Source organism: Streptomyces coeruleorubidus (assembly GCF_028885415.1).
Taxonomy (GTDB): domain Bacteria; phylum Actinomycetota; class Actinomycetes; order Streptomycetales; family Streptomycetaceae; genus Streptomyces; species Streptomyces coeruleorubidus_A.
Genome location: NZ_CP118527.1, coordinates 4,106,715 through 4,130,249, shown reverse-complemented (window position 1 = coordinate 4,130,249; position 23,535 = coordinate 4,106,715). Strand labels below are relative to the sequence as shown.

At 71.1% G+C, this 23,535-nt stretch carries 25 protein-coding genes; 12 read left to right on the top strand and 13 right to left on the bottom strand.

Features of this window, described 5'->3' with window-relative positions:
* Positions 1-76: 76 nt before the first annotated feature.
* Positions 77-676, top strand: a complete 600-nt coding sequence (locus PV963_RS19075) for a TetR/AcrR family transcriptional regulator (protein ID WP_274816942.1) — start codon at positions 77-79, stop codon at positions 674-676.
* A 100-nt stretch (positions 677-776) separates the two neighbouring features.
* Complete coding sequence (locus tag PV963_RS19070) at positions 777-2,993, top strand: MMPL family transporter (protein WP_274816941.1); 2,217 nt, start codon at positions 777-779, stop codon at positions 2,991-2,993.
* An 84-nt stretch (positions 2,994-3,077) separates the two neighbouring features.
* Here the strand turns inward: PV963_RS19070 and PV963_RS19065 are convergent, their stop codons facing one another.
* Positions 3,078-3,500, bottom strand: coding sequence for an ATP-binding protein (locus tag PV963_RS19065; protein ID WP_274822058.1), 423 nt, complete (start codon positions 3,498-3,500; stop codon positions 3,078-3,080).
* A 128-nt stretch (positions 3,501-3,628) separates the two neighbouring features.
* On the opposite strand from PV963_RS19065, the gene PV963_RS19060 reads away from it, so the two are divergent.
* Both PV963_RS19060 and PV963_RS19055 read left to right on the top strand, forming a co-directional pair.
* Positions 3,629-4,474 carry a helix-turn-helix domain-containing protein gene (locus tag PV963_RS19060; RefSeq protein ID WP_274816940.1) on the top strand — a complete coding sequence of 282 codons (846 nt, stop codon included), beginning with the start codon at positions 3,629-3,631 and terminating at the stop codon, positions 4,472-4,474.
* A gap of 5 nt (positions 4,475-4,479) precedes the next feature.
* On the top strand, positions 4,480-4,656 hold the full coding sequence (locus PV963_RS19055) for a DUF397 domain-containing protein (protein ID WP_342456388.1): 177 nt from the start codon (positions 4,480-4,482) through the stop codon (positions 4,654-4,656).
* Positions 4,657-4,696: 40 nt separating this feature from the next.
* Here the strand turns inward: PV963_RS19055 and PV963_RS19050 are convergent, their stop codons facing one another.
* From PV963_RS19050 to PV963_RS19040, 3 genes are all read right to left on the bottom strand, one after another.
* On the bottom strand, positions 4,697-5,179 hold the full coding sequence (locus tag PV963_RS19050; RefSeq protein WP_274816938.1) for a GNAT family N-acetyltransferase: 483 nt from the start codon (positions 5,177-5,179) through the stop codon (positions 4,697-4,699).
* A 29-nt stretch (positions 5,180-5,208) separates the two neighbouring features.
* Positions 5,209-6,207: a quinone oxidoreductase family protein gene (locus PV963_RS19045; RefSeq protein WP_274816937.1), complete on the bottom strand. Its 999-nt coding sequence runs from the start codon at positions 6,205-6,207 to the stop codon at positions 5,209-5,211.
* A 124-nt stretch (positions 6,208-6,331) separates the two neighbouring features.
* A complete protein-coding gene (locus tag PV963_RS19040; RefSeq protein WP_274816936.1) occupies positions 6,332-6,769 on the bottom strand; it encodes an Rrf2 family transcriptional regulator in 438 nt (145 codons plus the stop codon).
* 105 nt (positions 6,770-6,874) lie between these two features.
* On the opposite strand from PV963_RS19040, the gene PV963_RS19035 reads away from it, so the two are divergent.
* From PV963_RS19035 to PV963_RS19025, 3 genes are all read left to right on the top strand, one after another.
* The gene (locus PV963_RS19035) at positions 6,875-7,429 is read left to right on the top strand and encodes a YbaK/EbsC family protein (protein ID WP_274816935.1); all 555 of its coding nucleotides are present in this window, start codon (positions 6,875-6,877) and stop codon (positions 7,427-7,429) included.
* Positions 7,426-8,271, top strand: coding sequence for a DMT family transporter (locus PV963_RS19030; RefSeq protein ID WP_274816934.1), 846 nt, complete (start codon positions 7,426-7,428; stop codon positions 8,269-8,271). Before PV963_RS19035 ends, PV963_RS19030 begins: the two co-directional genes overlap by 4 nt.
* A 71-nt stretch (positions 8,272-8,342) precedes the next feature.
* Entirely contained in the window at positions 8,343-8,618 is a 276-nt protein-coding gene (locus tag PV963_RS19025) for a DUF1876 domain-containing protein (RefSeq protein WP_274816933.1), read from the top strand.
* 10 nt (positions 8,619-8,628) lie between these two features.
* Here PV963_RS19025 and PV963_RS19020 read toward each other — a convergent pair whose 3' ends face one another.
* From PV963_RS19020 to PV963_RS18995, 6 genes are all read right to left on the bottom strand, one after another.
* Positions 8,629-9,798 (bottom strand): serine hydrolase domain-containing protein, encoded by a 1,170-nt coding sequence (locus tag PV963_RS19020; protein WP_274816932.1) that lies wholly within the window; start codon positions 9,796-9,798, stop codon positions 8,629-8,631.
* 35 nt (positions 9,799-9,833) lie between these two features.
* A complete protein-coding gene (locus tag PV963_RS19015) occupies positions 9,834-10,280 on the bottom strand; it encodes an organic hydroperoxide resistance protein (RefSeq protein WP_274816931.1) in 447 nt (148 codons plus the stop codon).
* A gap of 106 nt (positions 10,281-10,386) precedes the next feature.
* A complete protein-coding gene (locus tag PV963_RS19010; protein WP_274816930.1) occupies positions 10,387-10,848 on the bottom strand; it encodes a MarR family winged helix-turn-helix transcriptional regulator in 462 nt (153 codons plus the stop codon).
* Positions 10,845-11,603, bottom strand: a complete 759-nt coding sequence (locus PV963_RS19005; protein ID WP_274816929.1) for an energy-coupling factor ABC transporter ATP-binding protein — start codon at positions 11,601-11,603, stop codon at positions 10,845-10,847. Before PV963_RS19005 ends, PV963_RS19010 begins: the two co-directional genes overlap by 4 nt.
* A complete protein-coding gene (cbiQ, locus tag PV963_RS19000) occupies positions 11,591-12,352 on the bottom strand; it encodes a cobalt ECF transporter T component CbiQ (RefSeq protein WP_274816928.1) in 762 nt (253 codons plus the stop codon). The genes PV963_RS19005 and cbiQ overlap by 13 nt, the downstream gene beginning before the upstream one ends.
* A 1-nt stretch (position 12,353) precedes the next feature.
* Positions 12,354-13,445: an energy-coupling factor ABC transporter permease gene (locus PV963_RS18995; RefSeq protein WP_274816927.1), complete on the bottom strand. Its 1,092-nt coding sequence runs from the start codon at positions 13,443-13,445 to the stop codon at positions 12,354-12,356.
* 169 nt (positions 13,446-13,614) lie between these two features.
* Between PV963_RS18995 and PV963_RS18990 the strand changes: the two genes are divergently transcribed.
* Positions 13,615-13,980, top strand: a complete 366-nt coding sequence (locus PV963_RS18990; protein ID WP_274816926.1) for an SsgA family sporulation/cell division regulator — start codon at positions 13,615-13,617, stop codon at positions 13,978-13,980.
* 16 nt (positions 13,981-13,996) lie between these two features.
* Here the strand turns inward: PV963_RS18990 and PV963_RS18985 are convergent, their stop codons facing one another.
* The 3 genes from PV963_RS18985 to PV963_RS18975 all read right to left on the bottom strand — a co-directional run bounded on the left by PV963_RS18985 (position 13,997) and on the right by PV963_RS18975 (position 19,282).
* Positions 13,997-15,667 carry a penicillin-binding transpeptidase domain-containing protein gene (locus PV963_RS18985; RefSeq protein ID WP_274816925.1) on the bottom strand — a complete coding sequence of 557 codons (1,671 nt, stop codon included), beginning with the start codon at positions 15,665-15,667 and terminating at the stop codon, positions 13,997-13,999.
* Positions 15,668-15,763: 96 nt separating this feature from the next.
* Entirely contained in the window at positions 15,764-17,398 is a 1,635-nt protein-coding gene (locus PV963_RS18980) for a penicillin-binding transpeptidase domain-containing protein (RefSeq protein ID WP_274816924.1), read from the bottom strand.
* Between the two features lie 138 nt (positions 17,399-17,536).
* The gene (locus PV963_RS18975; RefSeq protein WP_274816923.1) at positions 17,537-19,282 is read right to left on the bottom strand and encodes a dolichyl-phosphate-mannose--protein mannosyltransferase; all 1,746 of its coding nucleotides are present in this window, start codon (positions 19,280-19,282) and stop codon (positions 17,537-17,539) included.
* A gap of 112 nt (positions 19,283-19,394) precedes the next feature.
* Between PV963_RS18975 and rsmI the strand changes: the two genes are divergently transcribed.
* The 4 genes from rsmI (at position 19,395) to PV963_RS18955 (ending at position 23,430) form a co-directional block, all read left to right on the top strand.
* A complete protein-coding gene (gene rsmI / locus PV963_RS18970) occupies positions 19,395-20,243 on the top strand; it encodes a 16S rRNA (cytidine(1402)-2'-O)-methyltransferase (protein ID WP_274816922.1) in 849 nt (282 codons plus the stop codon).
* A gap of 243 nt (positions 20,244-20,486) precedes the next feature.
* The gene (locus PV963_RS18965; protein ID WP_274816921.1) at positions 20,487-20,897 is read left to right on the top strand and encodes a hypothetical protein; all 411 of its coding nucleotides are present in this window, start codon (positions 20,487-20,489) and stop codon (positions 20,895-20,897) included.
* A gap of 79 nt (positions 20,898-20,976) precedes the next feature.
* Positions 20,977-21,858 carry a TatD family hydrolase gene (locus PV963_RS18960; RefSeq protein ID WP_274816920.1) on the top strand — a complete coding sequence of 294 codons (882 nt, stop codon included), beginning with the start codon at positions 20,977-20,979 and terminating at the stop codon, positions 21,856-21,858.
* A gap of 123 nt (positions 21,859-21,981) precedes the next feature.
* Positions 21,982-23,430, top strand: a complete 1,449-nt coding sequence (locus tag PV963_RS18955; protein WP_274816919.1) for a resuscitation-promoting factor — start codon at positions 21,982-21,984, stop codon at positions 23,428-23,430.
* The last annotated feature ends 105 nt before the right edge of the window (positions 23,431-23,535 follow it).

Below are 23,535 nucleotides of genomic sequence, written 5' to 3'. Positions count from 1 at the left end.
GTTTCGTTTCAGTAGGGGGCTGCGCTACATTCGTGACGTACGAAACCGTGTCGTTCGGAGCAGGAAGGTGAGCGAGATGGCTGAGGTCGCCACCGCGCGTCGCAGTCGGATCACCCCCGAGCGTGAGGCCGAGCTGTACGCGGCCGTGCTCGACCTGCTCCGCGAGGTCGGCTACGACGCCCTCACCATGGACGCAGTGGCCGCCCGCACGCGGTCCAGCAAGGCGACGCTCTACCGCCAGTGGGGCGGCAAGCCCGAGCTGGTGGCGAGGGCGATCCGGCACAACAAGCCGGGCAGCGTCGCCGACGTCAACACGGGATCCCTGCGGGGCGACCTGCACGCCCTCACCTCGCGTGAGGACGACTGCACCATGCAGCAGAACGCCGCGCTGATGCGCGGTCTGTTCATGGCGGTGCACGGCAACCCGGACCTCCTCCAGGCGTTCAAGGAACTGCTCATCGAACCCGAGATGGAGGAGTTCCACCGGGTGGTGCAAAGAGCGGTCGACCGCGGCGAGGTGCAGGCCGGCCGCCCGGCGCTGGACTACGTCGTGCACATGCTCGTCGGCGCCTTCGCCACGCGCACGCTGATCGACGACCAGCCGCCGACGCAGGCGTTCCTCACCTCGTACATCGACGCCGTGGTCCTCCCCGCCCTCGGCGTACCCACCGAGTAGTCCCCCTCGGCCAGTCCCTACCTGACGTCTCCGCTCACGTCGTCGGGCTGATCACCCCTGCCCAGAACCGACCCCACGACCTGACCGGGAGTACGCCCTCGTGGCCACATTCCTCTACAAACTCGGCCGGATCTCCTTCCGGCGGCGGCACTTCGTCGCCCTGATATGGGTGGCCCTGCTGACCCTCGCCGGTGTCGGCGCGGCCGGCGCCCCCGCCGCGGGCAACAGCTCGTTCTCCATCCCCGGCACCGAGGCCCAGAAGGCCTTCGACCTGCTGGAACAGCGCTTCCCCGGCGCGAGCGCCGACGGAGCCACCGCACGGGTCGTCTTCAAGGCGCCGAGCGGCGAGAAGATGACCGACCCCGGCAACAAGGCGACCGTCCAGGAGACCGTCAAGGAACTCGCCGACGGCTCCGAGGTCGTGCGCGTCACCGACCCGTACCAGGCGAAGGCCGTCAGCAAGGACGGCACGATCGCGTACGCGCAGGTCTCGTACAAGGTCTCCGGCATGGAGCTGGAGGACTCCTCCCGCGACGCCCTGGAGGACAGCGCGCAGGACGCGCGGAAGGCCGGGCTGACCGTCGAGGTCGGCGGTGACGCGCTCCAGACGGTCCCGCACACCGGCACCACCGAGATCATCGGCATCGCGGTCGCCGCGGTCGTCCTCGTCATCACCTTCGGCTCGCTGGTCGCGGCCGGTCTGCCGCTGCTGACGGCGCTCGTCGGCGTGGGCATCGGCGTCTCCTCGATCACGGCGCTGGCGAGCGCGCTGGACCTCGGATCGACGACCTCCACCCTCGCGATGATGATCGGCCTCGCGGTCGGCATCGACTACGCGCTGTTCATCGTCTCCCGCTACCGGGCCGAACTCGCCGAGGGCCGTGACCGCGAGGACGCGGCGGGCCGGGCCGTCGGCACGGCGGGCTCCGCGGTGGTCTTCGCGGGCCTCACGGTCGTGATCGCACTGGTCGGCCTGTCCGTCGTCAACATCCCGATGCTGACGAAGATGGGCGTCGCGGCGGCGGGCACGGTGGCCATCGCGGTGCTGATCGCACTGACCATGGTCCCGGCGCTGCTCGGGTACGCGGGCCGGAGGGTGAAGCCGGCGGGGGAGAAGGGCAAGCTGCTCGGCCGGGCGAAGAAGCAGCAGGAGCAGGACAAGCCGGCGAAGCCCAACCTGGGCACGCGCTGGGCGAGCTTCGTCGTCCGCCGCCCGATCGCGGTCCTGCTGCTCGGCGTCATCGGCCTCGGCGCGGCGGCCGTCCCGGCGGGGAGCCTGGAACTGGGCCTGCCGGACGACGGCTCCCAGCCCACGTCCACCACGCAGCGCCGTGCCTACGACCTCCTTTCCGAGGGCTTCGGGCCGGGCTTCAACGGCCCGCTCATGGTCGTGGTCGACGCGAAGGACAGCGACGACCCGAAGGCGGCCTTCACGGCGGTCGGCGACGAGATCAAGGGCCTGAAGGACGTCGTCACGGTGACGCCGCCGGCGCCCAACAAGGCCGGAGACACGGCGACCATCACCGTCATCCCGGACTCCAAGCCGTCGTCGGTCGCGACCGAGGACCTGGTCCACTCCATCCGCGACAAGGGCGCCGGGATCAAGGCCGACTCGGACGCGAACGTGCTGGTCACCGGCCAGACGGCGATGAACATCGACGTCTCCGAGAAACTGAACGACGCCCTGATCCCCTACCTGGTCCTGGTGGTCGGCCTGGCCTTCCTCCTGCTGATCGTGGTGTTCCGCTCGATCCTGGTCCCCCTGAAGGCGGCCCTCGGCTTCCTCCTGTCGGTGATGGCGGCCCTCGGCGCCGTGGTCGCGGTCTTCCAGTGGGGCTGGCTGGCGGACCTGATGGGCGTGGAGCAGACCGGCCCTGTCATGTCGATGATGCCGATCTTCATGGTGGGCGTGGTCTTCGGCCTGGCGATGGACTACGAGGTCTTCCTGGTGACCCGGATGCGGGAGGCCTACGTCCACGGCGAGAAGGCCGGCCAGGCGGTCGTGACGGGCTTCCGGCACGGCGCCCGGGTGGTGACGGCCGCGGCGGTCATCATGATGGCGGTCTTCGCCGGCTTCATCGGCTCGTCCGAGTCCATGGTCAAGATGATCGGCTTCGGTCTCGCGATCGCCGTCTTCTTCGACGCGTTCATCGTCCGCATGGCCATCGTCCCGGCCGTCCTGGCCCTCCTCGGCCGCAAGGCCTGGTGGCTGCCCAAGTGGCTGGACCGGGCGCTGCCCAACGTGGACGTCGAGGGGGAGGGGCTGCGCTCGCAGTCCGAGCGGGAGGACGGGGACCGGGCGCTGATGCGCGCCTGACGCCCCGATACCTCTGAATCTCCGAGAAACCGGCCGGTGAGGGCTCCGTGGGGACGGGGCGCCCTCACCGGCTTCTCTCTGTGCTCAGCTCGGCCACACCGTCTTGCGCGGATACGGGCCCGGCGCCACGCCCCAGCGGTCGGAGAGGGCGTCGACGAGGAGAAGCCCCCGGCCGGAGTCGGCGTACGGGGAGGGCTGAGCGACGCGGGGGAGGCGGTCCCCGCGAGTGTCCGTGACCTCGATACGGAGGGTCTTGCCGACGACGTAGAGCGTCAGCCGGAAGTCTCGGCCGGGCACTCGCCCGTGGGTGGCGGCGTTGGTGGCGAGCTCGGCGACGATCTGCTCCCCGGGGGCCGAGGGCAGTCCCCAGGTGCGGAGTTGCTCCGTGGCGAGGAGCCGGGCGAGGCGGGCGCCTCGGAGGGTGGGGGAGAGGAGGAGGCTGAAGTTGCGGATGGGAGTGGTGAGTTCGTTTTCAGGGGCAGCCGTCTCTTGGTTCGTGTGACTCAGAGTGGCGGAATCTGCGTACCGTGACTGGTGGCAGCGCGTGTACGTACGGCTACTGTCCGGCGTTTGTCTCGTGCTGTCTCGGCTGTCTTGGCGGTTGTACGGGTACGGCTGCGCGATGGAGGTGGGGCATGAACGAGGCTGTGGATGAGGCCGGTTGGGATGTCGAGCCGGGGGACGAGATCGAGCCGCTGGTCCAAGCGGTGGGGAAGCTGATCAAGGTGTGCCGGGAAGCTGCCGGGATGCGGGCGGCGGAGTTCGGTGACGTCATGGGCTACGGCGAGGACATGATCCGCAAGATGGAGCGCGGGACGCGGATTCCCCGACCGGAGTTTCTGGACAGGGCGGACCAGGTTCTGAACGCTCAGGGGCATCTGAGGGCGTTCATGAAGGACATGGAGAGGGCTCGGTATCCGAAGAAGGTGCGGGACCTGGCCCAGTTGGAAGAGCGGGCGGTGGAGATGCTGCTGTACAGCAGCCACTACATCCATGGGCTTCTGCAGACGCCGGAATACGCGAGGGGGTTGTTCGAGATGCGGCAGCCTGCCTACTCACCGCACGAGGTGGAGCGGGGAGTCGCCGCGCGTGCGGCCCGAAAGTCGGTCTTCGAAAGGGACCCTGCTCCCACGCTCAGTTTCGTCCAGGAGCAGGTGACTCTGGATCGCCCTCTTGGTGGGAAGATGGTGCTGCGCCGGCAGCTCGAACACCTGCTGGAGGTGGGGCAGTTGAGGAACGTCACGCTCCAGATCATGCCTACTGATCGCGAGGAGCACGCGGGAATGCAGGGCCTGATCGAGGTGCTGAAGTTCACCGATGGCACGGCGATCGGACGTTCCGAAGGCGCATTCAACGGCCGCCCGGTTTCAAGCCCTCGGGATCTTCGCATCCTTGAGCTGCGCTATGGCATGATCCGGGCGCAGGCTCTCACGCCGCGGGAGTCGCTGGCCTTCATCGAGCGACAGCTGGGGAAACTATGAGCGTCATGGAACTCCACTGGTTCAAGAGCAGCTACAGCAGCAGTAGCGACATAGACGACTGCGTCGAGGTCGCCACCACCCCTGCAACCACCCACATCCGCGACTCCAAGACCCCGGACACTCACCACGTAACTGTCGCTTCCACCACGTGGGCCGACTTCCTCACGTACGTCACGAAGTAGCAGTCGGGGCCACCCTTGACCCAGCAGAGCCCATCAGGTGTCACCTGGCGGGCGGTGCCGTGATCAGGTCCATGCCTGGGTAGCGGCCGGTGACGAAGCCCGCGGCTTCGTAGACCGGCTTCCCGGCCTTGCTGGCGTGCAGTTGGATGTAGTGGATGCCCGCCCCGTGGAGCCAGCCGACCAGCTCGTCCACGATGCGGCGTGCGTGGCCGCGGCCGCGGGCAGGGGTGTCGGTCACGATGCCGTCGAGGTAGCCGCGGCGCCCGTCGGGCCAGCGCGGACCGGGCAGATGGTAGGTGACCCAGGCCATGCCGCAGGCGAGGAGAGGTTCGCCGGGGTCGCCGCCGACGACGAGGCAGACGCAGTCGTCGCGGCGGTTGATGCGCTCGTCGAACCAGTCGCGGGCGATCCGCCGCCACGGAGTGTCAGCCGGTCCGGGATCGGTGCCCAGGCTCTCCAGCGCGACGGCGCGCAGCCGGATCAGTTCCGGTATATCGGCTGTGAAGGCCTTGCGAGGCTGCATGTCGTGGCTCCTCTTGTTTTGGCCCCGGTTCAGCGGGCCATGGTGAGCAGGACGCGGCCGAAGGGCCGCTCCTCGATCAGATGACGCTGCGCTTCGGCCGCCTGTTCCAGCGGGAACACGCGGGCGATGGCGGGGGAGATGCGGCCCGCGTCCAGCCATTCCAGCAGGGTCACGCGGGCGGCGCGGGCGACGTCCGGCGGGATCATCGTGAACGTGTAGCCGCAGGCGGTGGCGTTCTTCCATATCAGGTCGGTGATGTTCACCGTGCCTTCGGTGCCGCCGGAGTATCCGACGCCGACGTAGACGCCGCCGTGTGCGAGGGAGGCGATGCAGGGACCGAGCAGCGGACCGGCGACGCCGTCGACCACGACGTCCACGCCCCTGCCGCCGGTGATGCGCGCGACGCCGTCGGTCAGGGATTCGCGGGACAGGTCGATGACGTGCTCGTGGCCGGCGGCGCGGGCGGCTTCGGCTTTGTCGGTGCGGCTTGCGGTGGAGACGGCCAGGGATGCGCCGAGTTCGCGGGCCACCTCCACGGTGCCCATGCCGACGGAGCCACCGATGCCTGGCGCCAGGACGGTGCCGCCGGCCTTCAGCCCGGCAAGTCGGGTCAGTACGAGGTAGGCGGTGCTGTATCCGGCACCGGCGAACAGCGCGCAGGCGGCCTCGTCGCTCACCCCGTCGGGGATCGGTATCAGCTGGTTGGCGTCCGCGGTCAGTTGCTCGCGCCAGGTGCCGTCGGTGCGCCAGCCAAGCCCGCCGCCGCTTACCACGACGCGTGCCCCCTCCGCCAGGCCGGTCGCGCCGGGGTCGGTGATCTGCCCCACCGCGCCGCCGCCGGGTATGTGGGGCGGCGTCTGGTGCAAGGAGGGGTCCATCCGGCCTGCCCTGATGGTGTTGTCGGCCGGGCTCACCTCGGCGTAGGAGAGCCGGACCGACGCCCGTCCGCCAGTGGCCGGTTCGGCGGGACGGTCCACGAGTCGCAGTTCCTCGTAGCCGCCGTGGCGCCGGTACTCGATCACCCGCATGGCGTTTCGCCTCCGTACGTCGGATCACAGGGCCGTCCGGCGCCCCTTGATGATCCAAGCCAATGTCACAGGTTTTGTTACGACTGCAGGCAAGGGCGAGCCCCGGCCGGCCCCGCTCGGCGGTTCAGCCGGAGCGGACGGCCAGGGTGTCCCGCAGGACGTCCGCGATCGAGACCCCCGCGAGCTCCCGCCGGACGGCCTCCTCCGCGTCGACGTAGACGCGGCGCAGCGCGGGCTGGATGCCGCGGCCGACGGGGCAGGCCTGGTTCGGTTCGCCGCGGTGCAGGGCGAACAGGGGCTCGTCGTGCACCGCGCGGTAGACGTCGAGCAGCGCGATGGACTCCGGGGCGCGAGCCAGCGTCCAGCCGGCCCCCGCGCCATGCCGGACCGTCACCAGGCCCGCCCTCCGCAGATCGGCGAGGCTGCGCCGGATCACGACGGGGTTGGTGGCCACGCTCGTGGCGATCTGGTCTGAGGTGACCACGTCGCGCCCGCGGCCGTGCACCAGGGCCATCCAGGTCAGCACGTGGACGGCGACCGTCATCCTGCTGTTCGCGCTCACGTCCTTCACTCCCTTGCTGTAACGATAACAGTTACAGCAAGCCTCCACTCGGGGTTCACCACAACTCACTCGCATGCCCCCTGCACCCACCGCTACCGTCCCCCCATGACGACGACAGCCGCCACTGACGCCGAGAACTCCGGAGCGCACCCCCGGTTCATCGAAGCCCTGCGGGAGCTCGGGCTGGATCAGGTTCCTCCGCTCATCCGCCGGTTCCCGGAGGCCACCCGTACCGCTGCCGAGGCCGCCGCCGCGATCGGGTGTGAGTTGAGTCAGATCTGCAAGTCGCTGATCTTCGCGGCATGGGGGTCCCCCCTGCTCGAGCGCAGCCGAGAGCTTGGGGGAGGAGTGCCGGTGCTGGTGCTCATGGACGGGGCCTCCCGGGTCGACGTCGAGCTCGTGCGCAAGGAGCTCGGGGTGGACAAGGTCACGCAGGCCAAGGCCGATGTCGTGCGGGAGACCACCGGGTACGCCATCGGCGGCGTGCCGCCCTTCGGGCACCGGACGAAAACGCGCGTGCTCGCCGACCGGTCCCTGCTCGGGCACGACGTCGTCTGGGCCGCCGCCGGGACGCCGTACACCGTGTTCCCCATGGCGCCCCGCGACCTCGTCGCCCACGCCGACGGCACCCTCGTGGACGTGCGCGAGCTCGCCGCGTGACACCTCTGGTCACCGCCGCCGTCCTGCTCGCCGCCGTCACGCACGCCAGCTGGAACGCCATCGCCCACAAGATCACCGACAAGCTGGCCGGGTTCGCGCTGATCTCGGGCGGTGGAGTGGTCATCGGGCTGGCCCTGGCGCCCTTCGTGGCGTTTCCGGCGGCCCGGGCATGGCCGTATCTGCTCGGCTCCGCCGCCATACACATCGCCTACTACGCGCTGCTGATGAAGTCCTTCCGGCTGGGCGACTTCGGGCAGGCCTATCCCATCGCGCGCGGCACCGCGCCTCTCGTCGTGACCGTGCTCGCCGCCGTCTTCGCGCACGAGGTGCCCGACGGGTGGGCCGCCGCCGGTATCGCCCTGTCGTGCGCGGGGCTGACCGGCGTCGCCGTGTGGGGACTGCGCGGGCGCCGGCCCGACTGGGCGGCGATCGGGGCGGCCCTGGCGACCGGGCTGACGATCGCGGCGTACACCGTCGTCGACGGGCTCGGCGTGCGCGCCTCCGGCTCCTCCCTCGGGTACATCGCCTGGCTGATGGCGGTCCAAGGGGTCGTGATCCCCGCCTACGCCGTGAGCCGCTGGAGGAGGCAGACCGCCGCCGTTCTCCGGCCGTTCGCCGGGGTCGGGCTCATCGGGGCCGCCCTCTCCGTCGCCGCCTACGCCCTCGTGCTGTGGGCCCAGACCAGGGCCGAGCTCGCGCCCATCGCCGCCCTGCGCGAGTCGTCGATCATCGTGGGCGCGGCGATCGGGGCCGTGTTCTTCAAGGAGCGGTTCGGGGCGCCGAGAATCGCGGCGGCCGGGCTGCTCGTCGTCGGGATCGGGCTGATGCTGCACGCCGGATAGCCGGGGTCAGGCGGGTGCGCATCCCCCTGGTGAGGAGCACCCTGGAACTAAGTGTTCCGGAGGTGATCGTCATGATGCACACCGCAGTGGGATGGCACATCGAGATGGAGTTCCGGGAGGACGACCAGCACACCAAGGCCGTGGCGCTGGTCCGGTTGCCCGACGGCACCGAGGTACGGGCGCACGGGCACGCGAGCCGGCACCGGACCGACGTCAATCAGCCCAGAGTCGGGGAGGAGATCGCAGGCGCCCGGGCACTCAACGAGCTCGCCATGCGACTGCTGACCAAGGCCCACGACGAGATCGACCAGGCATCGGGGCGGACCTCCCACCCGATTCACGTCTAGAGCCACAGCTTCACGCCGGAAGCCCCAGTGCTCCCCGCACCGCCCGCACCAGCCCCTGCGCCCGCGGATCCGCCGTCACCGTCTTGCGGAAGCCGTTGGTGACATAGCCGAACGCGATCCCGGTGTCCGGGTCGGCGAAGCCGAGGGCGCCGCCGCGGCCCGGGTGGCCGAAGGAGCCCGGTGTGAGGAAGGGGGAGGCGCTGCCGTGCAGCATGTAGCCGAGGCCGAAGCGGGTGCCGACCACCAGGACCCGGTCGGGGCCCGCCGACTCCTCGGCCCGGGCCAGTTCGACCGTCTGAGGCGTGAACAGGCGTGCGGCGCCGGCGGTGTCGCCGATCAGCGTCGCGTAGAAGCGGGCCAGTCCGTCCGCCGTCGCGATGGCGTTGGTCGCGGGGAGCGCTGCCGCGCGGTAGGCCGGGTCGTTCTGGTCCGGGAACGGGGTGATCGCCGCGAAGGCCCGGCGGGTCAGGGAGGCAGGGTCCTCGTAGGCCTCGGTGACCGAGCGCTTCGGGCGGGCCCGCAGACCGCCGGTCGGCTCGGGTCCCTCGACGCGGCCCGCGCGTCCGACCCGGCCGGTTTCCGCGTCCGGCAGGCCCAGCCAGAGGTCCAGGCCCAGTGGGCCGGCTATCTGTGAGGCGAGCCAGGCGCCGGTGCTCCGCCCGGTCACGCGTCGCACCAGTTCGTCGAGCAGCCAGCCGTAGGTGAGCGCGTGGTAGCCGTGGTCGGTGCCGGGTTCCCAGGCGGGGGCCTGGGCGGCGACCGCCGCCGGGCCCCGGAGCGGGTCGAGGGCCTGCTCAGGGGTGAGGGGCCGGTCGAGGACGGGCAGGCCGGCCCGGTGGTTCAGGACGTGCCGGACCAGCACCCGCTCCTTGCCCTGCGCCTTGAACTCCGGCCAGTAGTGGCCCACCGGCGCGTCCAGGTCCAGCTGCCCGCGCTGGTGCAGCAGCAGGAGTACGGCGGCGGCGACGCCCTTCGTCGCCGAGCGCACGACCTGGGCGGTGCCGCGCTCCCACGGGTCCGTGCCGTCGACGTCCTTCGTGCCGGCCCACAGGTCGACGACCCGCTGCCCCTCCCGGTAGACGGCGACCGCCGCGCCGCGCTCCCCGAGCGCGGCGAAGTTCCGTACGAACGCGTCCCTGACCGGCTCGAAGCCCTCGGCCACTGTGCCCTGCACGTCCACGTCCGTACTCCTCGTCTCGCCGGCTCGCTCCCCTTTCAACCAAGCACGATCGTGACGTCGATGTTCCCGCGGGTCGCGTTCGAGTACGGGCAGACCTCGTGGGCCGCGTCCACCAGCTTGCTCGCGAGGTCCGGGTCGAGGACGGGGAGCGAGACGCTCAGGGCGACCGCGAGGCCGTAGCCGCGCTGCTTGTTGGGGCCGAGGCCGACCTTCGCGGAGACGGTCGAGCCGGTCAGGTCGTAGCCCTCGCGGTTGCCGACCAGGATCAGCGCGTTGTGGAAGCAGGAGCTGTAGCCGGCCGCGAAGAGCTGTTCCGGGTTGGTGCCGTTGCCGTCGCCGCCGAGCTGCGGGGGCATCGCGACCTTGAGGTCGATTTGGCCGTCCTGACTGGTGACATAGCCCTCGCGGCCGCCGTGGGCGGTGGCCTCGGCCACGTACATGATCTTCGTCGGGCGGGTGTCGACGGCGGCGGCGTCAGTCATGGCTGGATCCCCCAGAACAGGTGCGCACTAATACATCGTGCACAAGGTACCGGCCAGTAGGAAAGCGTCTGCTCAGGAGGGGGTGATAACCGGGGGTAACGTGAGATCAGTGCGGGCGGTTCGGGGCCGCCTGCGACTTCTCCGCCAGCCGCCACAGCTCCGCGCGCAGACGCGCGACCTCCGGTGCAGCGAGCCCCGTCGCCGCGAGCAGGGCGCCCGGTACGCACGCCGCGCGCTCCCGCAGCTCCTCCCCGCGCTCGGTGCAGGCGACCAGCACCGAGCGCTCGTCGTGCGCCGCGCGCTCCCGGCGGACGAGCCCCAGGCTCTCCAACCGCTTGAGCAACGGCGACACCGTGCCGTAGTCGAGCCTCAACGCGGTGGCCAGCTCCTTGACCGTGGTCTCACCGCGCTCCCACAGGACCAGCAGGACCAGGTACTGCGGATAGGTGAGGCCGAGCTCGTCGAGGAGGGGGCGGTAGACGGACGTCACCGCCCGCTGGGCCGCGTACAGCGCGAAGCAGAGCTGGTCGTCCAGCAGCAGCGAGCCCTCGGTCTCCTCGTTCGTCACGCGCCCATTGTCACCGAACGCGGATCGAAACCGAACGGCAGCTCCAGCCGGTGGGCGCGCATCAGTTCCTCGTCGGAGAGCAGTTCGCCGGTCGGGCCGTCCACCGCGATCACGCCCTCGCTGAGGATCAGGGAGCGCGGGCACAGCTCCAGGGCATACGGCAGGTCGTGCGTGACCATCAGCACGGTCACGTCGAGGGAGCGCAGGATGTCGGCCAGTTCACGGCGGGAGGCGGGGTCGAGGTTGGAGGAGGGCTCGTCGAGGACGAGGATCTCCGGTTCCATGGCGAGCACGGTCGCCACGGCCACCCGGCGGCGCTGGCCGAAGGAGAGGTGGTGCGGCGGGCGGTCCTTGAACTCCGTCATGCCGACCCGCTCCAGCGCCCGGTCCACGCGCTCTTCCAGCTCCGGCCCCTTCAGCCCGGCCGCCGCCGGCCCGAACGCCACGTCCTCGCGGACGGTCGGCATGAAGAGCTGGTCGTCCGGGTCCTGGAAGACGATGCCGACCCGGCGCCGGATCTCCGCCATGTGCTGCCTGCCGACGGGCAGCCCGGCCACCTTCACCGTGCCGGTGCCGCCGGTCAGGATGCCGTTGAGGTGGAGCACGAGGGTCGTCTTGCCGGCGCCGTTCGGGCCGAGCAGCGCGACCCGCTCGCCGCGTGCGACGCGGAAGTCGACGCCGAAGAGGGCCTGATGGCCGTCGGGGTACGCGAAGGCCAGTCCGGCCACGTCCAGTGAAGCTGTCACAGGGACCATCCCAACACGCAGACGACGAGGGCTGCGACGGGGAGGGCGAAGGCGTATGACCACTGCGCCCGGGACGCGGTCACCTCGTCGATGACCGGCATGGAGCCGGCGTACCCGCGGCTGACCATGGCCAGGTGCACGCGCTCGCCGCGCTCGTAGGAGCGGATGAACAGGGCGCCGGCGGACTTGGCCAGGACGCCCCAGTGCCAGACGCCCTTCGCCTCGAAGCCGCGTGACTCGCGGGCGATCCGCATGCGCCGCATCTCGTCCGTGATGACGTCGCCGTAGCGGATCATGAAGGACGCGATCTGCACGAGGAGCGGCGGGAGCTTCAGGCGCTGGAGGCCGAGGAGGAGTTCGCGCAGTTCGGTGGTGGCGGCCAGCAACACCGAGGCCGCGACACCGAGGGTGCCTTTCGCCAGCACGTTCCAGGCGCCCCACAGGCCGTTGACGCTCAGGGACAGGCCGAGGACGTCGACCCGTTCGCCCTCCGCCACGAACGGCATCAGCACCGCGAACGCGACGAACGGCACCTCGATCAGCAGCCGCCTCAGCAGGAAGCCGGCGGGCACCCGCGCGACGTACGCCACGGCTCCGAGCAGCACGGCGTACAGCCCGAACGCCCACATCGCCTCCCGCGGCGTCGACACCACGACCACCACGAAGGCGAACACGGCGGCGAGCTTGGTGTGCGGCGGCAGGCCGTGCACGGGCGAGTGCCCGTGCCGGTAGAGCTTGTGCGCGTGCCCTGCTCCCATGTCAGACGCCCGTAGTGCTTGTGGTGCTTGTGGTGCTCGTGGTGTCCGTCGTGTCCGACGGGGACGTGGCGTCCGAACGGCGCCGGCGTACCGCCCAGAAGACCGCGCTGCCCGCGACGACCGTGACCCCGACGCCGATGACACCCGCCAGCCCGCCGGACAGGCGGGCGTCGTCGACGTCCTCGACGCCGTAGTCGGCGAGCGGGGAGTCGGCCACGGCGTGCTCCTCGGCCTTCTTGTCGATGCCGTGGTCGGCGGCGACCTTCTCCAGGCCGTCGGGGTCGGCGGAGGCGTAGAAGCTGACGAATCCGGCCAGGACCAGGGAGGCGACCAGGCCGGCGGCCCACACCTTGCGGTGCGAGGTCCGGGCGGCCACGGGGGCGGGCTCCGGCTCGGCGCCGGGGGCGTCGACCAGTTCGCCGTTCACCCGCAGCTTGAGCTTCTGCGTGAGGCCGCGCGCCCCGTACACCAGGTCCGGGCGTACGGCGATGACCGCGCCGACGGTCAGCGCGGTGATCACGGCCTCGCCGATGCCGATGAGGACGTGCACGCCGATCATGGCGGTGGCGACCTTGCCGATCGACACGTCGGTGGTGCCGCCGACCGCGTACATCAGCGTGAAGGCCAGGGCGGCGGCCGGGACGGAGACCAGGGCGGCGACGAAGGAGGCCACGGTGACCGAGCGGCGGGTGCGGGGCAGCACCTTTACCAGGCCGCGGAAGAGGGCGTAGGCGACGACGGTGGTGACGATCGCCATGTTGGTGATGTTCACGCCGAGCGCGGTCAGGCCGCCGTCCGCGAAGAGGATGCCCTGCATGAGCAGGACCACGGAGACGCACAGGATCCCGGTGTAGGGGCCGACGAGTATCGCGGCGAGCGCACCGCCGAGCAGATGGCCGCTGGTCCCTGCCGCGACGGGGAAGTTCAGCATCTGCACCGCGAAGATGAACGCCGCGACGAGTCCGGCCAGCGGTGCCGTCCGCTCGTCGAGTTCCCGGCGCGCGCCGCGCAGGCTCACGGCGATGGCGCCCGCGGCGATCACACCGGTGGCGGCGGAGGTGGGCGCGTTGATGAATCCGTCAGGTACATGCACCGTTCGATGATGTGGCTAGATGCGAACGATTTGCAAGAGCGTGATGCTCGTTTTATCTCATCCGTGATATGTCCGGCCTCCGGGGGCGCGATCCGGAAAATATGCGACATTGGAAGGGGAGTGGACGCACAGTCTCCACACAGGTAGCGCACGGTGAAAGGCCCGTCCGATGTCCGTAGTCGAGCAGTACGCGCGAGCCCACATCGTCACGGACGCGGACGTCCCGCTGGACGCGGAGCGGGAAGCGGTCCCGGTCACGCTGCGCTACGACCCCGAGCGGGACCCGCGCGCCGTGCGGATCGGGCTGCCCGGGGCCGGGGCACGTGAGTGGAGCTTCGACCGCCGGCTGCTGGAGGAGGGGCTGCGGGCCCCCACGGGCAGCGGTGAGGTGCGGGTGTGGCCGTGCGGCCGGGTGCAGGCCGTCGTGGAGTTCCACTCCGCGCAGGGGGTGTCGGTGGTGCAGTTCGAGCGGCAGGCACTGCTGCGGTTCCTGCGGCGGACGTACACGGCCGCCGCGGAACCGGTCACTCACTGAGCTTCGGGCTCGGGGCTCAGCCGCCCGCCTTCAGCAGTGCCGCCACGATCGGCCCGGCCGTCTCACCGCCGTGCCCGCCCTGCTGGACCACGCCCGCGGCCGCCAGATCGCCCCGGTAGGCGGTGAACCAGCCGTTCGGCTTCTTCTGGCCGTCGACCTCGGCGGACCCGGTCTTCGCGCCGGCGTCGCCGCCGACCCCGGCCATCGCCTCCGCGGCCGTGCCGTAGTCGGCCGTGTACGACATCAGCTCACGCAGCTGGGACAGCGTGCCCGCCGACATCGTGCGCGAGGCCGTCGCGAGCTTGCGGCCGTCCACGTCCGGGGAGACCAGGTACGGCTGGTGGAAGGCGCCGGACTTGACCGTCGCCGACACCGACGCCATGTTCAGCGGGTTCATCCGGACCCCGCCCTGCCCGATCAGCGAGGCGCCCATCTGGGCCGCCGACTGCACCGGCACCGCGCCGTCGAAGGACGGCACGCCGATCGCCCAGTTGTTCATCCCCAGGCCGAAGACCTGCTGGGCCTGCTTGGTCAGGTCGTCGTCCTTGAGCTTGGGCGCCTGGCTGATGAAGGCCGTGTTGCAGGAGCGGGCGAAGCTCGCCTTGAACGTGCCGTTCTTGATCTCGAACTTCTTGTCGTTCTGGAACTTCCAGTGCCCGTACGTGAAGTACTTCGGGCACGGGTGCTTCTTGTCCGCCGAGGCCAGGCCCTTCTCGATCAGCAGCGACGCGGTGATGACCTTCATCGTGGAGCCGGGGGCGAGCGAGCCCTGGAAGGCGGTGTTGAAGCCGGGCGAGGCGTTGGCGGCGGCCAGGATCTCGCCGGTGGAGGCCCGCACCACGGCCACCGACGACCGGGCCTTCTTCGCGACCTGCTTCTCGGCCGCCGCCTGGAGGGCCGGGTCCAGCGTGGTCTTCACCGTGCCGGGCGTGCCCTTGCTCAGCTCAAGCAGGGTCTTGTCGGACAGGTCGTCCGACTTGGCCGACTTCCCGCGCACGACCCGCAGCTCGATGCCGGCCTTGCCGCCGGCCTCCTCGCCGTACTTCTCGCGCAGCCCGTCCAGGACCGGCCCCAGCGAGGCGTACTTCTTCTTGGTCAGTTCGCCGCCGTCCCGGTCGAGCGCCTTGACCGGGGGCGTGCCCGCCTCGCCGGTGACCAGCTTGTCGCCGTCCTTCAGGTCGGGGTGGACGACCGCCGAGTGCCAGTCGACCAGCGGCTTCCCGTCGCTCGTACGGCGGACGACGGTCAGCGCGCTGTCGTACGCCAGCGGCTTCTCGGTGTCCTTGTACGACACCGTGGCCTTGACGGAGAACGGCACCTTGTCGCCCGTGGGCGTGCCCGGGGTGAGGGTGACGTCCTTGATGCGGGCGTCCTTGGTGTAGCCGGTGAGCAGGGACGCGGCCGCGGCCGAGTCGTCGGTGGCCGCGGCGGCCTCGGTGACCTTCCCCGACTGCCAGGCGGTGAGGAAGGCCTTGGCGGTGGTGGTGACCTCGCTCGCCGACAGGGGCCCGGTCTTCACCTCGGGCTTCTGGTCGGCGGAGGCCGCCCGGGTGCCGTCGTCGGCCCACGCGCCGCCGTACAGCGCGTAGGCTCCGAACCCGGCACCGCCGACGACCACGGCGATCATCCCGCCGATCACGGCGGGCCTCGTCTTCCCTCGCTCGGCGACGCGCCTTCTGTTGCCCACAGCTGTTCGTTCCTCCACGAGTTCCCAGGGTCCCCGTTGCCCTCGGCTGTCCCAACGACGGCCACCACCCTAGGGTCCCGTCCCGCGAAGGTGAGATCAGGCACCTGTTCGTAGCACGGCTGCGACAATCGGCCCGGCCGCGTCGCCGCCGTGACCGCCCTCCTCGGTCATGGCCGCCGCCGCGATGTCGTCACGGAACCCGGTGAACCAACTGTTGGACTTGGCGTTCCCGTCGACCTCGGCGGAACCGGTCTTGGCGCCGATGTCGCCGCCGAGCCCGGCCATGGCCTCCTGGGCGGTGCCCTGCGTGGCGGTGAGCCGCATCATCTGCTTCAGCTGCGCGGCGGTGCTCGCCTTCAGGCCCTGGGCCTGGGCCAGCTGCCGGTCGTCCAGCCTGGGCGAGACGAGGTAGGGCTGGCGGAAGGCGCCGGTGATCGCGGTCGCGGTCACCGAGGCCATGTTCAGCGGGCTCATCTGCACCTGTCCCTGCCCGATGGCACCGGCCGCCCGGTCCGGACCGCTGACCGCGGGCACGCTGCCGTCGAAGGAGCTGATGCCGGTCTTCCAGTTGTCCTGCCCCAGCCCGAAACGCTGCTCGGCCTCCTGGGTCAGCGAGGCGTCCGTGAGCGGCTTCTCGTCGATGAGCTTGATGAAGGCGGTGTTGCAGGACCGCATGAAGCTGTTGGCGAGGGTGGCGCTCTCGTTGGGGTCCATGCCGGTGAGGTTTTCGAACTTCTGCCCCTGCCACACGGCGTCGGCCGGGCAGGGGGCCGGTCCGTTCATCGAGGTCACGCCGTTGTCGATGAGCATCGCGGCGGTGATGATCTTCATCGTGGAGCCGGGCGCCGCCGCACCCTCGAAGGCCGCGTTGAAGCCGTCCGCACGGTTGTTCGCCACGGCCAGCACCTCGCCGGTGCTCGGCTTCACGGCCACCACCGACGACTGGGCGAACCGCTTGACCGCCTTCTCGGCCGCCGACTGCGCGCTCGGGCTGATCGTGGTGGTGAGCTTGCCGGGCTTGCCCTCGGCGAGGGTGAGCAGCGGGGTGTCGGGAGCGCTCCCGCCGGTGTGCCGGACGACCAGCTCGATGCCGGGGGAGCCGCCTGCCTCCTTGCCGTACTTGTCGCGCAGCGCGTCCAGGACCGGGCCGAGGGAGGGGTACTTCTCCTTCGTCAGCTCGGAGCCGTCGCGGCCGACCGCCTCGATGGGCGGGCTGGCCGACAGCTCCGTGACGAGCGTGTCGTCCTTCTTCAGCTCGGGGTGCACGACCGACGGCTGCCAGTCGACCAGCGGCCGTCCGGTGGTGAGGCCGCGCACGACCTTCAGCTTGCTGCTGTAACTAAGTGGCTTGGACTTCCCGTCGTAGGCCACCTTCGCCTTCACCGTGTACGGCACGGTGGTGCCGCTCGCCGCGCCCGGCGTGATCTTCACATCGGTGATGTGTGCGTCGTCCCCGAAGGCCGTGAGCAGCTGCTCGGCGGCCGCGTCGTTGTTCGTGTACGACGCCGCCGTCGCGGCCTCGCCCTTCTCCCAGGCCGCGAAGAACTCGGCCGTGGTCTTTCTGACCTCGTCCTTGTCGGGCGGACCCGACTTCTTCTCCGCGGCCACCCCGCTCGTACCGCCCCCGTCACCGCTCAGCGCGCTCACGATGTTGAAGGCGCCGTACCCGGCCCCGCCCACCATCACCGCGAACACGCCGCCTATGACGGCGGCCTTGACCCCCTTGCCCATTGGGCGGTCCCCTCCCCGTTGAGCTTCACACGCTCCTTTGAACGCGTTCAGAAAGCTCGATTCTGGGAGCACTCTATGCGGAAGCGGTTACTACAGGGACGGGCATTTCGATTTTTGACCGAACGTGCAGCCGGCCGGCTAGACCCAGGTGTCCAGCCACATCCGCGCCCGCCAGTCGTCGATCGGGATGGCGGTGCCGGTGTACAGGGGCCAGAAGTAGATGAAGTTCCACGCGATCAGCAGGACGAGTACGCCCGCGCCCGTGGCGCCGACGACGCGGCGGGTGTCGGTGGAGCGGGGCGGGCCGATGATCGCGCCGAGGAGCATGGCCACCGCCAGGCACAGGAACGGCAGGAAGACGATGGCGTAGAAGAAGAAGATCGTGCGCTCCTGGTACATGAACCAGGGCAGGTAGCCGGCCGCGATGCCGCAGGCGATGGCGCCCGCGCGCCAGTCGCGGCGCAGCAGCCAGCGCCACAGGACGTAGAGGACCGCGAAGCAGGCGACCCACCACAGCAGCGGCGTGCCGAGGGCCAGGACCTCGCGGGCGCACTTCTCGCCGGCGTCCGCGGGGCAGCCGTCCCGGCCAGGGGCGGGGGACTCGTAGAAGTACGACACCGGGCGGCCCAGGACCAGCCAGCTCCACGGGTTGGACTGGTAGGTGTGCGGCGAGGACAGGCCGACGTGGAACTCGTACACCTGGTGCTCGTAGTGCCACAGGCTGCGCAGCCAGTCGGGCAGGAAGGCCCAGCTGCCGCCCTTGCCGTCGGTCGCGGCCCAGTTGCGGAAGTAGCCCCCCGAACCGTCGGTGGGGGAGAGGATCCAGCCGGTCCAGGACAGCACGTAGGTGACGATCGCGACCGGGACCGTGGCGAGGAACGCCAGGCCCGTGTCGCGCCTGAACACCGCCGAGTACGGGTGCCGGGCGCCGGCGACCCTGCGCGAGCCGACGTCCCACAGGACCGCCATCAGGCAGAACGCGGCAAGGATGTAGAGGCCGTTCCACTTCGTGGCGAAGGCCAGGCCCAGCATCAGGCCCGCCGCCCAGCGCCAGGGGCGCCATCCCAGGCGGACCGTCTCGGCGACGTGCCGGTCGGGGCGGACCCGGCCGTCGGCGTCCACCGGGAGCGCGGCGGCGAGTTTCCCGCGGGCCTTGTCCCGGTCGATGAGCAGACAGCCGAACGCGGCCAGCACGAAGAACATCAGCACGCCGTCGAGCAGCGCCGTGCGGCTCATCACGAAGTGCAGGCCGTCCACCGCCATCAGCGCGCCCGCCAGGCACCCCAGGAACGTGGAGCGGAACAGCCGGCGGCCGATCCGGCACAGCAGCAGCACCGACAGCGTGCCGAGCAGCGCCGTCATGAACCGCCAGCCGAACGGGTCGAAACCGAACAGCAGCTCGCCGAGCCCGATGACGTACTTGCCGACCGGTGGGTGCACGACGTACGCCGCGTCCGTCGGGATGGTGACGTGCCCGCCGGACGAGAGGACCAGGTCGTTGGCGTTCTTGTCCCAGTTGACCTCAAAACCGCGGTGGACGAGCGCCCACGCGTCCTTGGCGTAATACGTCTCGTCGAATATCACCGCCTTGGGGCTGCCCAGGTTCCAGAACCGCAGCACGCCCGCCAGCAGTGTGACGAGCAGCGGGCCGATCCAGCCCGACCAGCGCACCAGCCGCCCCGCGAGCGTGTGCGGGATGCCTAGCGCGGCCCACAGGCGCGGGCCGGGCTCGGTGTACGGCGGCACCAGCCGGTCACGGACGTCACGGGCGTCGCTTCTTGGCTGCTGGTAGCCGAAGCGGCGCAGCCGCTGCTGCCAGGACGGCCGCTGCTCGTGCGGCGCCTGGTCCTGCCGGGTGTCCGTGGAGGACGCGGTACTGGTCACCGCGCCATCGTAGGGAACCGTGCTGTGTGAGTCCCGTGCATGGCCGGTATGCGTCCCCATCCACCGCCCCTGGGAGGAGTCCGGGTCCCGAGCCCCTGGGAGGATGGAGGGCGTGACCGGAACCCTCGTACTCGCAGGCACCCCCATCGGCGACATGGCGGACGCCCCGCCCCGGCTCGCCGAGGAACTGACCGGAGCCGATGTCGTCGCCGCCGAGGACACGCGGCGGCTGCGGCGGCTGACCCAGGCGCTCGGCGTCACGCCCAAGGGGCGGGTGGTGTCGTACTTCGAGGGCAACGAGTCCGCGCGGACGCCGGAACTGGTCGAGGAGCTGGTGGGCGGGGCGCGTGTGCTGCTCGTCACGGACGCCGGGATGCCGTCGGTGTCGGACCCCGGGTACCGGCTGGTCGCCGCCGCCGTGGAGCGGGACGTCCGGGTCACCGCCGTGCCCGGGCCGTCCGCCGTGCTCACCGCGCTCGCGCTGTCCGGGCTGCCCGTCGACCGGTTCTGCTTCGAGGGGTTCCTGCCGCGCAAGGCGGGGGAGCGGCTGGGGCGGCTGCGGGAGGTGGCCGGCGAGCGGCGCACGCTCGTCTACTTCGAGGCTCCGCACCGGCTCGACGACACGCTGGCGGCGATGGCCGAGGTGTTCGGGGCACAGCGGCGGGCCGCGGTGTGCCGGGAACTGACCAAGACGTACGAGGAAGTACGGCGCGGGGGGCTGGGCGAGCTGGCGGCCTGGGCCGCTGAGGGCGTGCGCGGCGAGATCACCGTGGTGGTGGAGGGGGCGCCGGAGCGGGGGCCCGAGGAAGTCGGGGCGGAGGAGCTGGTGCGGCGGGTCCGGGTGCGGGAGGAGGCCGGGGAGCGGCGCAAGGAGGCGATCGCCGCGGTGGCTCAGGAGGCCGGGGTGCCGAAGAGGGTTGTTTTCGATGCGGTGGTGGCCGCGAAGAACGCGGCGGGGTAGCCGGGTTCGGGGTGGAGCCGCGGGTGCTTTGCGGGGTGCGGGTTGTGTGGAGTTGATCGCGCAGTTCCCCGCGCCCCTTCGGGGCGCGTCCCAAGGCCGGGCAAAGGCGACGAGGGCTGAGGCAAGGAACCCCCAAAACGGCGCCAATAGTCGACAGGTCTGCTGCCTGCGGTCCGGCTGAGGAGTCCACTGGGTTGCGGGGACGGAATCGTCCTCACGCCTAGCGGACCAACAGGAGCTGGCATGAGTGAGAACGCAGGGCAGGCCGGGCTCCGCGCCGGCGCCAACGCCGTCGTCAACGAGTCGTACTCCTTCGCCTGCATGCGCTGCGGGTACGGCTGGGAGCAGTCGTACGAGATCGAGCACCACACGGACGCCGCGGGACACGAGTTCGTCCTCTACGTCGCCGACGGCAAGATCGTGCCCTCCCCGTTGAGCAAGCCCACGTGCCAGAACTGCGACGGACACATCGTGCGGATCATGCGGCCCGGGAGGGTCGAGTCGGCGCGCAGCGCGGCGCACCGGCCCGGACGCGTGCCGCCGCCCGCCGGGCCCGTGGAGGCGCCCGTGGCGCAGGGCGCGGACGACAAGCGAGACGACCACCACTGGCACCTGTCCGACCTGCTGCACCCCTTCCAGCGCAAGGCGAGCTGACCCGTCCGGCTCCCCTTGTCGACGCCCTCCCCGGTCCTCCCCCATCGGGGAGGGCGTACCCCTTTCGTAGGATCGGGGCATGTCTTCGAACGACTCCGGCAAGCACGCCGCGCCCCCGCTCCCCGAACCCCTCCGGGTGCCGGTCGCCGACTCCCACACCCACCTGGACATGCAGTCCGGCACGGTCGAGGAGGCGCTGGCGAAGGCGGCGTCGGTCGGAGTGACGACCGTCGTGCAGGTCGGCTGCGACCTCAAGGGCTCCCGCTGGGCGGCCGAGACGGCGGCCGCGTACGACGCCGTCCACGCGACGGTCGCCCTGCACCCGAACGAGGCGCCCCGGATCGTCCACGGCGACCCCGACGGCTGGTCGAGGCAGGGCGCGCGCGAACCCGGCGGCCGGGCCGCCCTGGACGACGCGCTCGCCGAGATCGACCGGCTGGCCGCGTTGCCCCAGGTCAAGGGCGTCGGTGAGACGGGCCTCGACTACTTCCGCACCGGGCCCGAGGGCAAGGAGGCCCAGGAGCTGTCCTTCCGTGCCCACATCGAGATCGCCAAGCGGCACGGCAAGGCCCTGGTCATCCACGACCGCGAGGCCCACGCCGACGTCCTGCGCGTGCTGAAGGAGGAGGGCGCCCCCGAGCGGACCGTCTTCCACTGCTACTCCGGCGACGCCGAGATGGCGGAGATCTGCGCGAGCGCGGGCTACTTCATGTCCTTCGCCGGCAACGTCACCTTCAAGAACGCCCAGAACCTGCGGGACGCGGTGGCGGTGGCCCCGCCGGAGCTGCTGCTGGTGGAGACGGACGCGCCCTTCCTCACGCCGGTGCCGTACCGCGGCCGGCCCAACGCCCCCTACCTCGTGCCGATCACGGTGCGTGCCATGGCCGAGGTGCGCGGCACCGACGAGGACACGCTGGCGACGGCTCTCGCGGCGAACACGGCGCGCGCCTTCGGTTACTGACCCCACCTCGCCGCACGACTGTGCGTAGTCGCGTCGCTTTGGAGAGTGACGGCCGCTCCGCTAGGTTCTGGGGGCCCGATCCGGACCCCTCTGGACCCCCTCCGGCCCCTGGAGCGTGTCGGCGTGAGCAACTCGCAGTACGAGACGTACGAGACGTATGGCCCGGCCTCCGCGGACCCGTTGTACGGCGGTTTCGACGCGCCGCCCGCCGACCTGCACGGCGCCGAGATGCTCGGGTACGGGACGCCCGGAGCAGGAGCACCCGTCGCCTACGAGGACACCTACCGGCCCGCCTACGAGGTGCCGCCCCTGCCCGGGCTGCCCCGGCAGGGGGGCCCGGACGACGATGAGTCACCAGCCGCGACCGGTGCGCGCACCACGCGCGCGGAAGAGCGCGCCGAGGCCCGCGCCGCGGTGCGCACCGGCTCGCACCGGCGGTCCGCGCGTCGGCGCAAGGCGCGCTACGTCGAGCGACCGGGCGACGGCTCCATGCGGCGGCTGCTCCCTCAGGCCCTGGTCGTCGCCTTCCTGGCGGGCGGCACCACGGCGTTCGTCGCCAAGGACAAGGCGATCGAGCTGAACGTCGACGGCAAGGCGCGCACGCTGCACACCTTCGCCGACGACGTCACCGAGCTGCTGGCGCAGGAGGGCGTCGAGGTCGGCGCCCACGACGTGGTGGCACCCGGCCCGGACACGGAGATCACCAGCGGCGACGAGGTCGCCGTGCACTACGGCCGCCCAGTGCGGCTCACCCTCGACGGAGAGCGGAGCGAGGTGTGGACGACGGCGCACACCGTGGCGGGAGCGCTCCGGCAGTTGGGGGTGCGACAGGAGGGCGCGTACGTGTCCACGTCGCGCTCCCGGCGCATCGGGCGGGAAGGGCTCGCGCTGGACGTGCGGACCGAGCGCACGGTCACGATCATGGCGGACGGCCGCGCCCGCACCGTCCGCACCAACGCGGCGACCGTGCGGGAGGCCGTCGAGGAGGCCGGGATCACCCTGCGCGGCCAGGACACCACGTCGGTCCCGCAGGGGAGCTTCCCGCGCGACGGGCAGACCGTCACGGTGCTGCGGATCACCGGCGGCAAGGAGGTCCGCGAGGAGCCGATCCCCTTCCAGGTACGGCGGACCGACGACCCGACCCTGTTCCAGGGCACGGAGGTCGTCGAAGAGGCGGGCCGGCCCGGCCTGCGCCGGGTCACCTACTCCCTGCGCACCGTCAACGGCGTCAAGCAGAAGCCGCGCCGGATCCGCTCCGAGGTGGTGCGCGAACCGCGCCCGCAGCTGGTGAAGGTCGGCACGAAGCCCCGGCCGACGTCCGTGCGGGGCGCCGACCACCTCGACTGGCAGGGCCTCGCGGCCTGCGAATCCGGCGGCCGCCCCGACGCGGTCGACTCGTCGGGCACCTACGGCGGCCTGTACCAGTTCGACACCCGGACCTGGCAGGCCCTCGGCGGCAAGGGCCGCCCCCAGGACGCACCGGCGGCGGAACAGACGTACCGCGCGAAGAAGCTGTATCTGCGGCGGGGGGCCAGCCCTTGGCCGCACTGCGGGGACCGCTTGCACGGGTGACGCCCTGGCTGCGGGCAATCGTGCCGCCAAGGGCGGCACCCGTCCCGAAGAAGCGGCACCCCGCTCCGCCGGGTTGCGGACCCACCCGGCCCCAGCACCATCGCC

What these genes read in the sequence shown, in the direction of transcription:
- PV963_RS19075 (WP_274816942.1), top strand. Translation starts at nt 77, where the DNA reads ATGGCTGAGGTCGCCACCGCGCGTCGCAGTCGGATCACCCCCGAGCGT.
- PV963_RS19025 (WP_274816933.1), top strand. Translation starts at nt 8,343, where the DNA reads ATGATGCACACCGCAGTGGGATGGCACATCGAGATGGAGTTCCGGGAG.
- PV963_RS19005 (WP_274816929.1), bottom strand. Translation starts at nt 11,603, where the DNA reads ATGGTCCCTGTGACAGCTTCACTGGACGTGGCCGGACTGGCCTTCGCG.
- PV963_RS19060 (WP_274816940.1), top strand. Translation starts at nt 3,629, where the DNA reads ATGAACGAGGCTGTGGATGAGGCCGGTTGGGATGTCGAGCCGGGGGAC.
- PV963_RS18965 (WP_274816921.1), top strand. Translation starts at nt 20,487, where the DNA reads ATGAGTGAGAACGCAGGGCAGGCCGGGCTCCGCGCCGGCGCCAACGCC.
- PV963_RS19035 (WP_274816935.1), top strand. Translation starts at nt 6,875, where the DNA reads ATGACGACGACAGCCGCCACTGACGCCGAGAACTCCGGAGCGCACCCC.
- cbiQ (WP_274816928.1), bottom strand. Translation starts at nt 12,352, where the DNA reads ATGGGAGCAGGGCACGCGCACAAGCTCTACCGGCACGGGCACTCGCCC.
- PV963_RS18980 (WP_274816924.1), bottom strand. Translation starts at nt 17,398, where the DNA reads ATGGGCAAGGGGGTCAAGGCCGCCGTCATAGGCGGCGTGTTCGCGGTG.
- PV963_RS19015 (WP_274816931.1), bottom strand. Translation starts at nt 10,280, where the DNA reads ATGACTGACGCCGCCGCCGTCGACACCCGCCCGACGAAGATCATGTAC.
- PV963_RS19050 (WP_274816938.1), bottom strand. Translation starts at nt 5,179, where the DNA reads ATGCAGCCTCGCAAGGCCTTCACAGCCGATATACCGGAACTGATCCGG.
- PV963_RS19055 (WP_342456388.1), top strand. Translation starts at nt 4,480, where the DNA reads ATGGAACTCCACTGGTTCAAGAGCAGCTACAGCAGCAGTAGCGACATA.
- PV963_RS19045 (WP_274816937.1), bottom strand. Translation starts at nt 6,207, where the DNA reads ATGCGGGTGATCGAGTACCGGCGCCACGGCGGCTACGAGGAACTGCGA.
- PV963_RS18990 (WP_274816926.1), top strand. Translation starts at nt 13,615, where the DNA reads ATGTCCGTAGTCGAGCAGTACGCGCGAGCCCACATCGTCACGGACGCG.
- PV963_RS18960 (WP_274816920.1), top strand. Translation starts at nt 20,977, where the DNA reads ATGTCTTCGAACGACTCCGGCAAGCACGCCGCGCCCCCGCTCCCCGAA.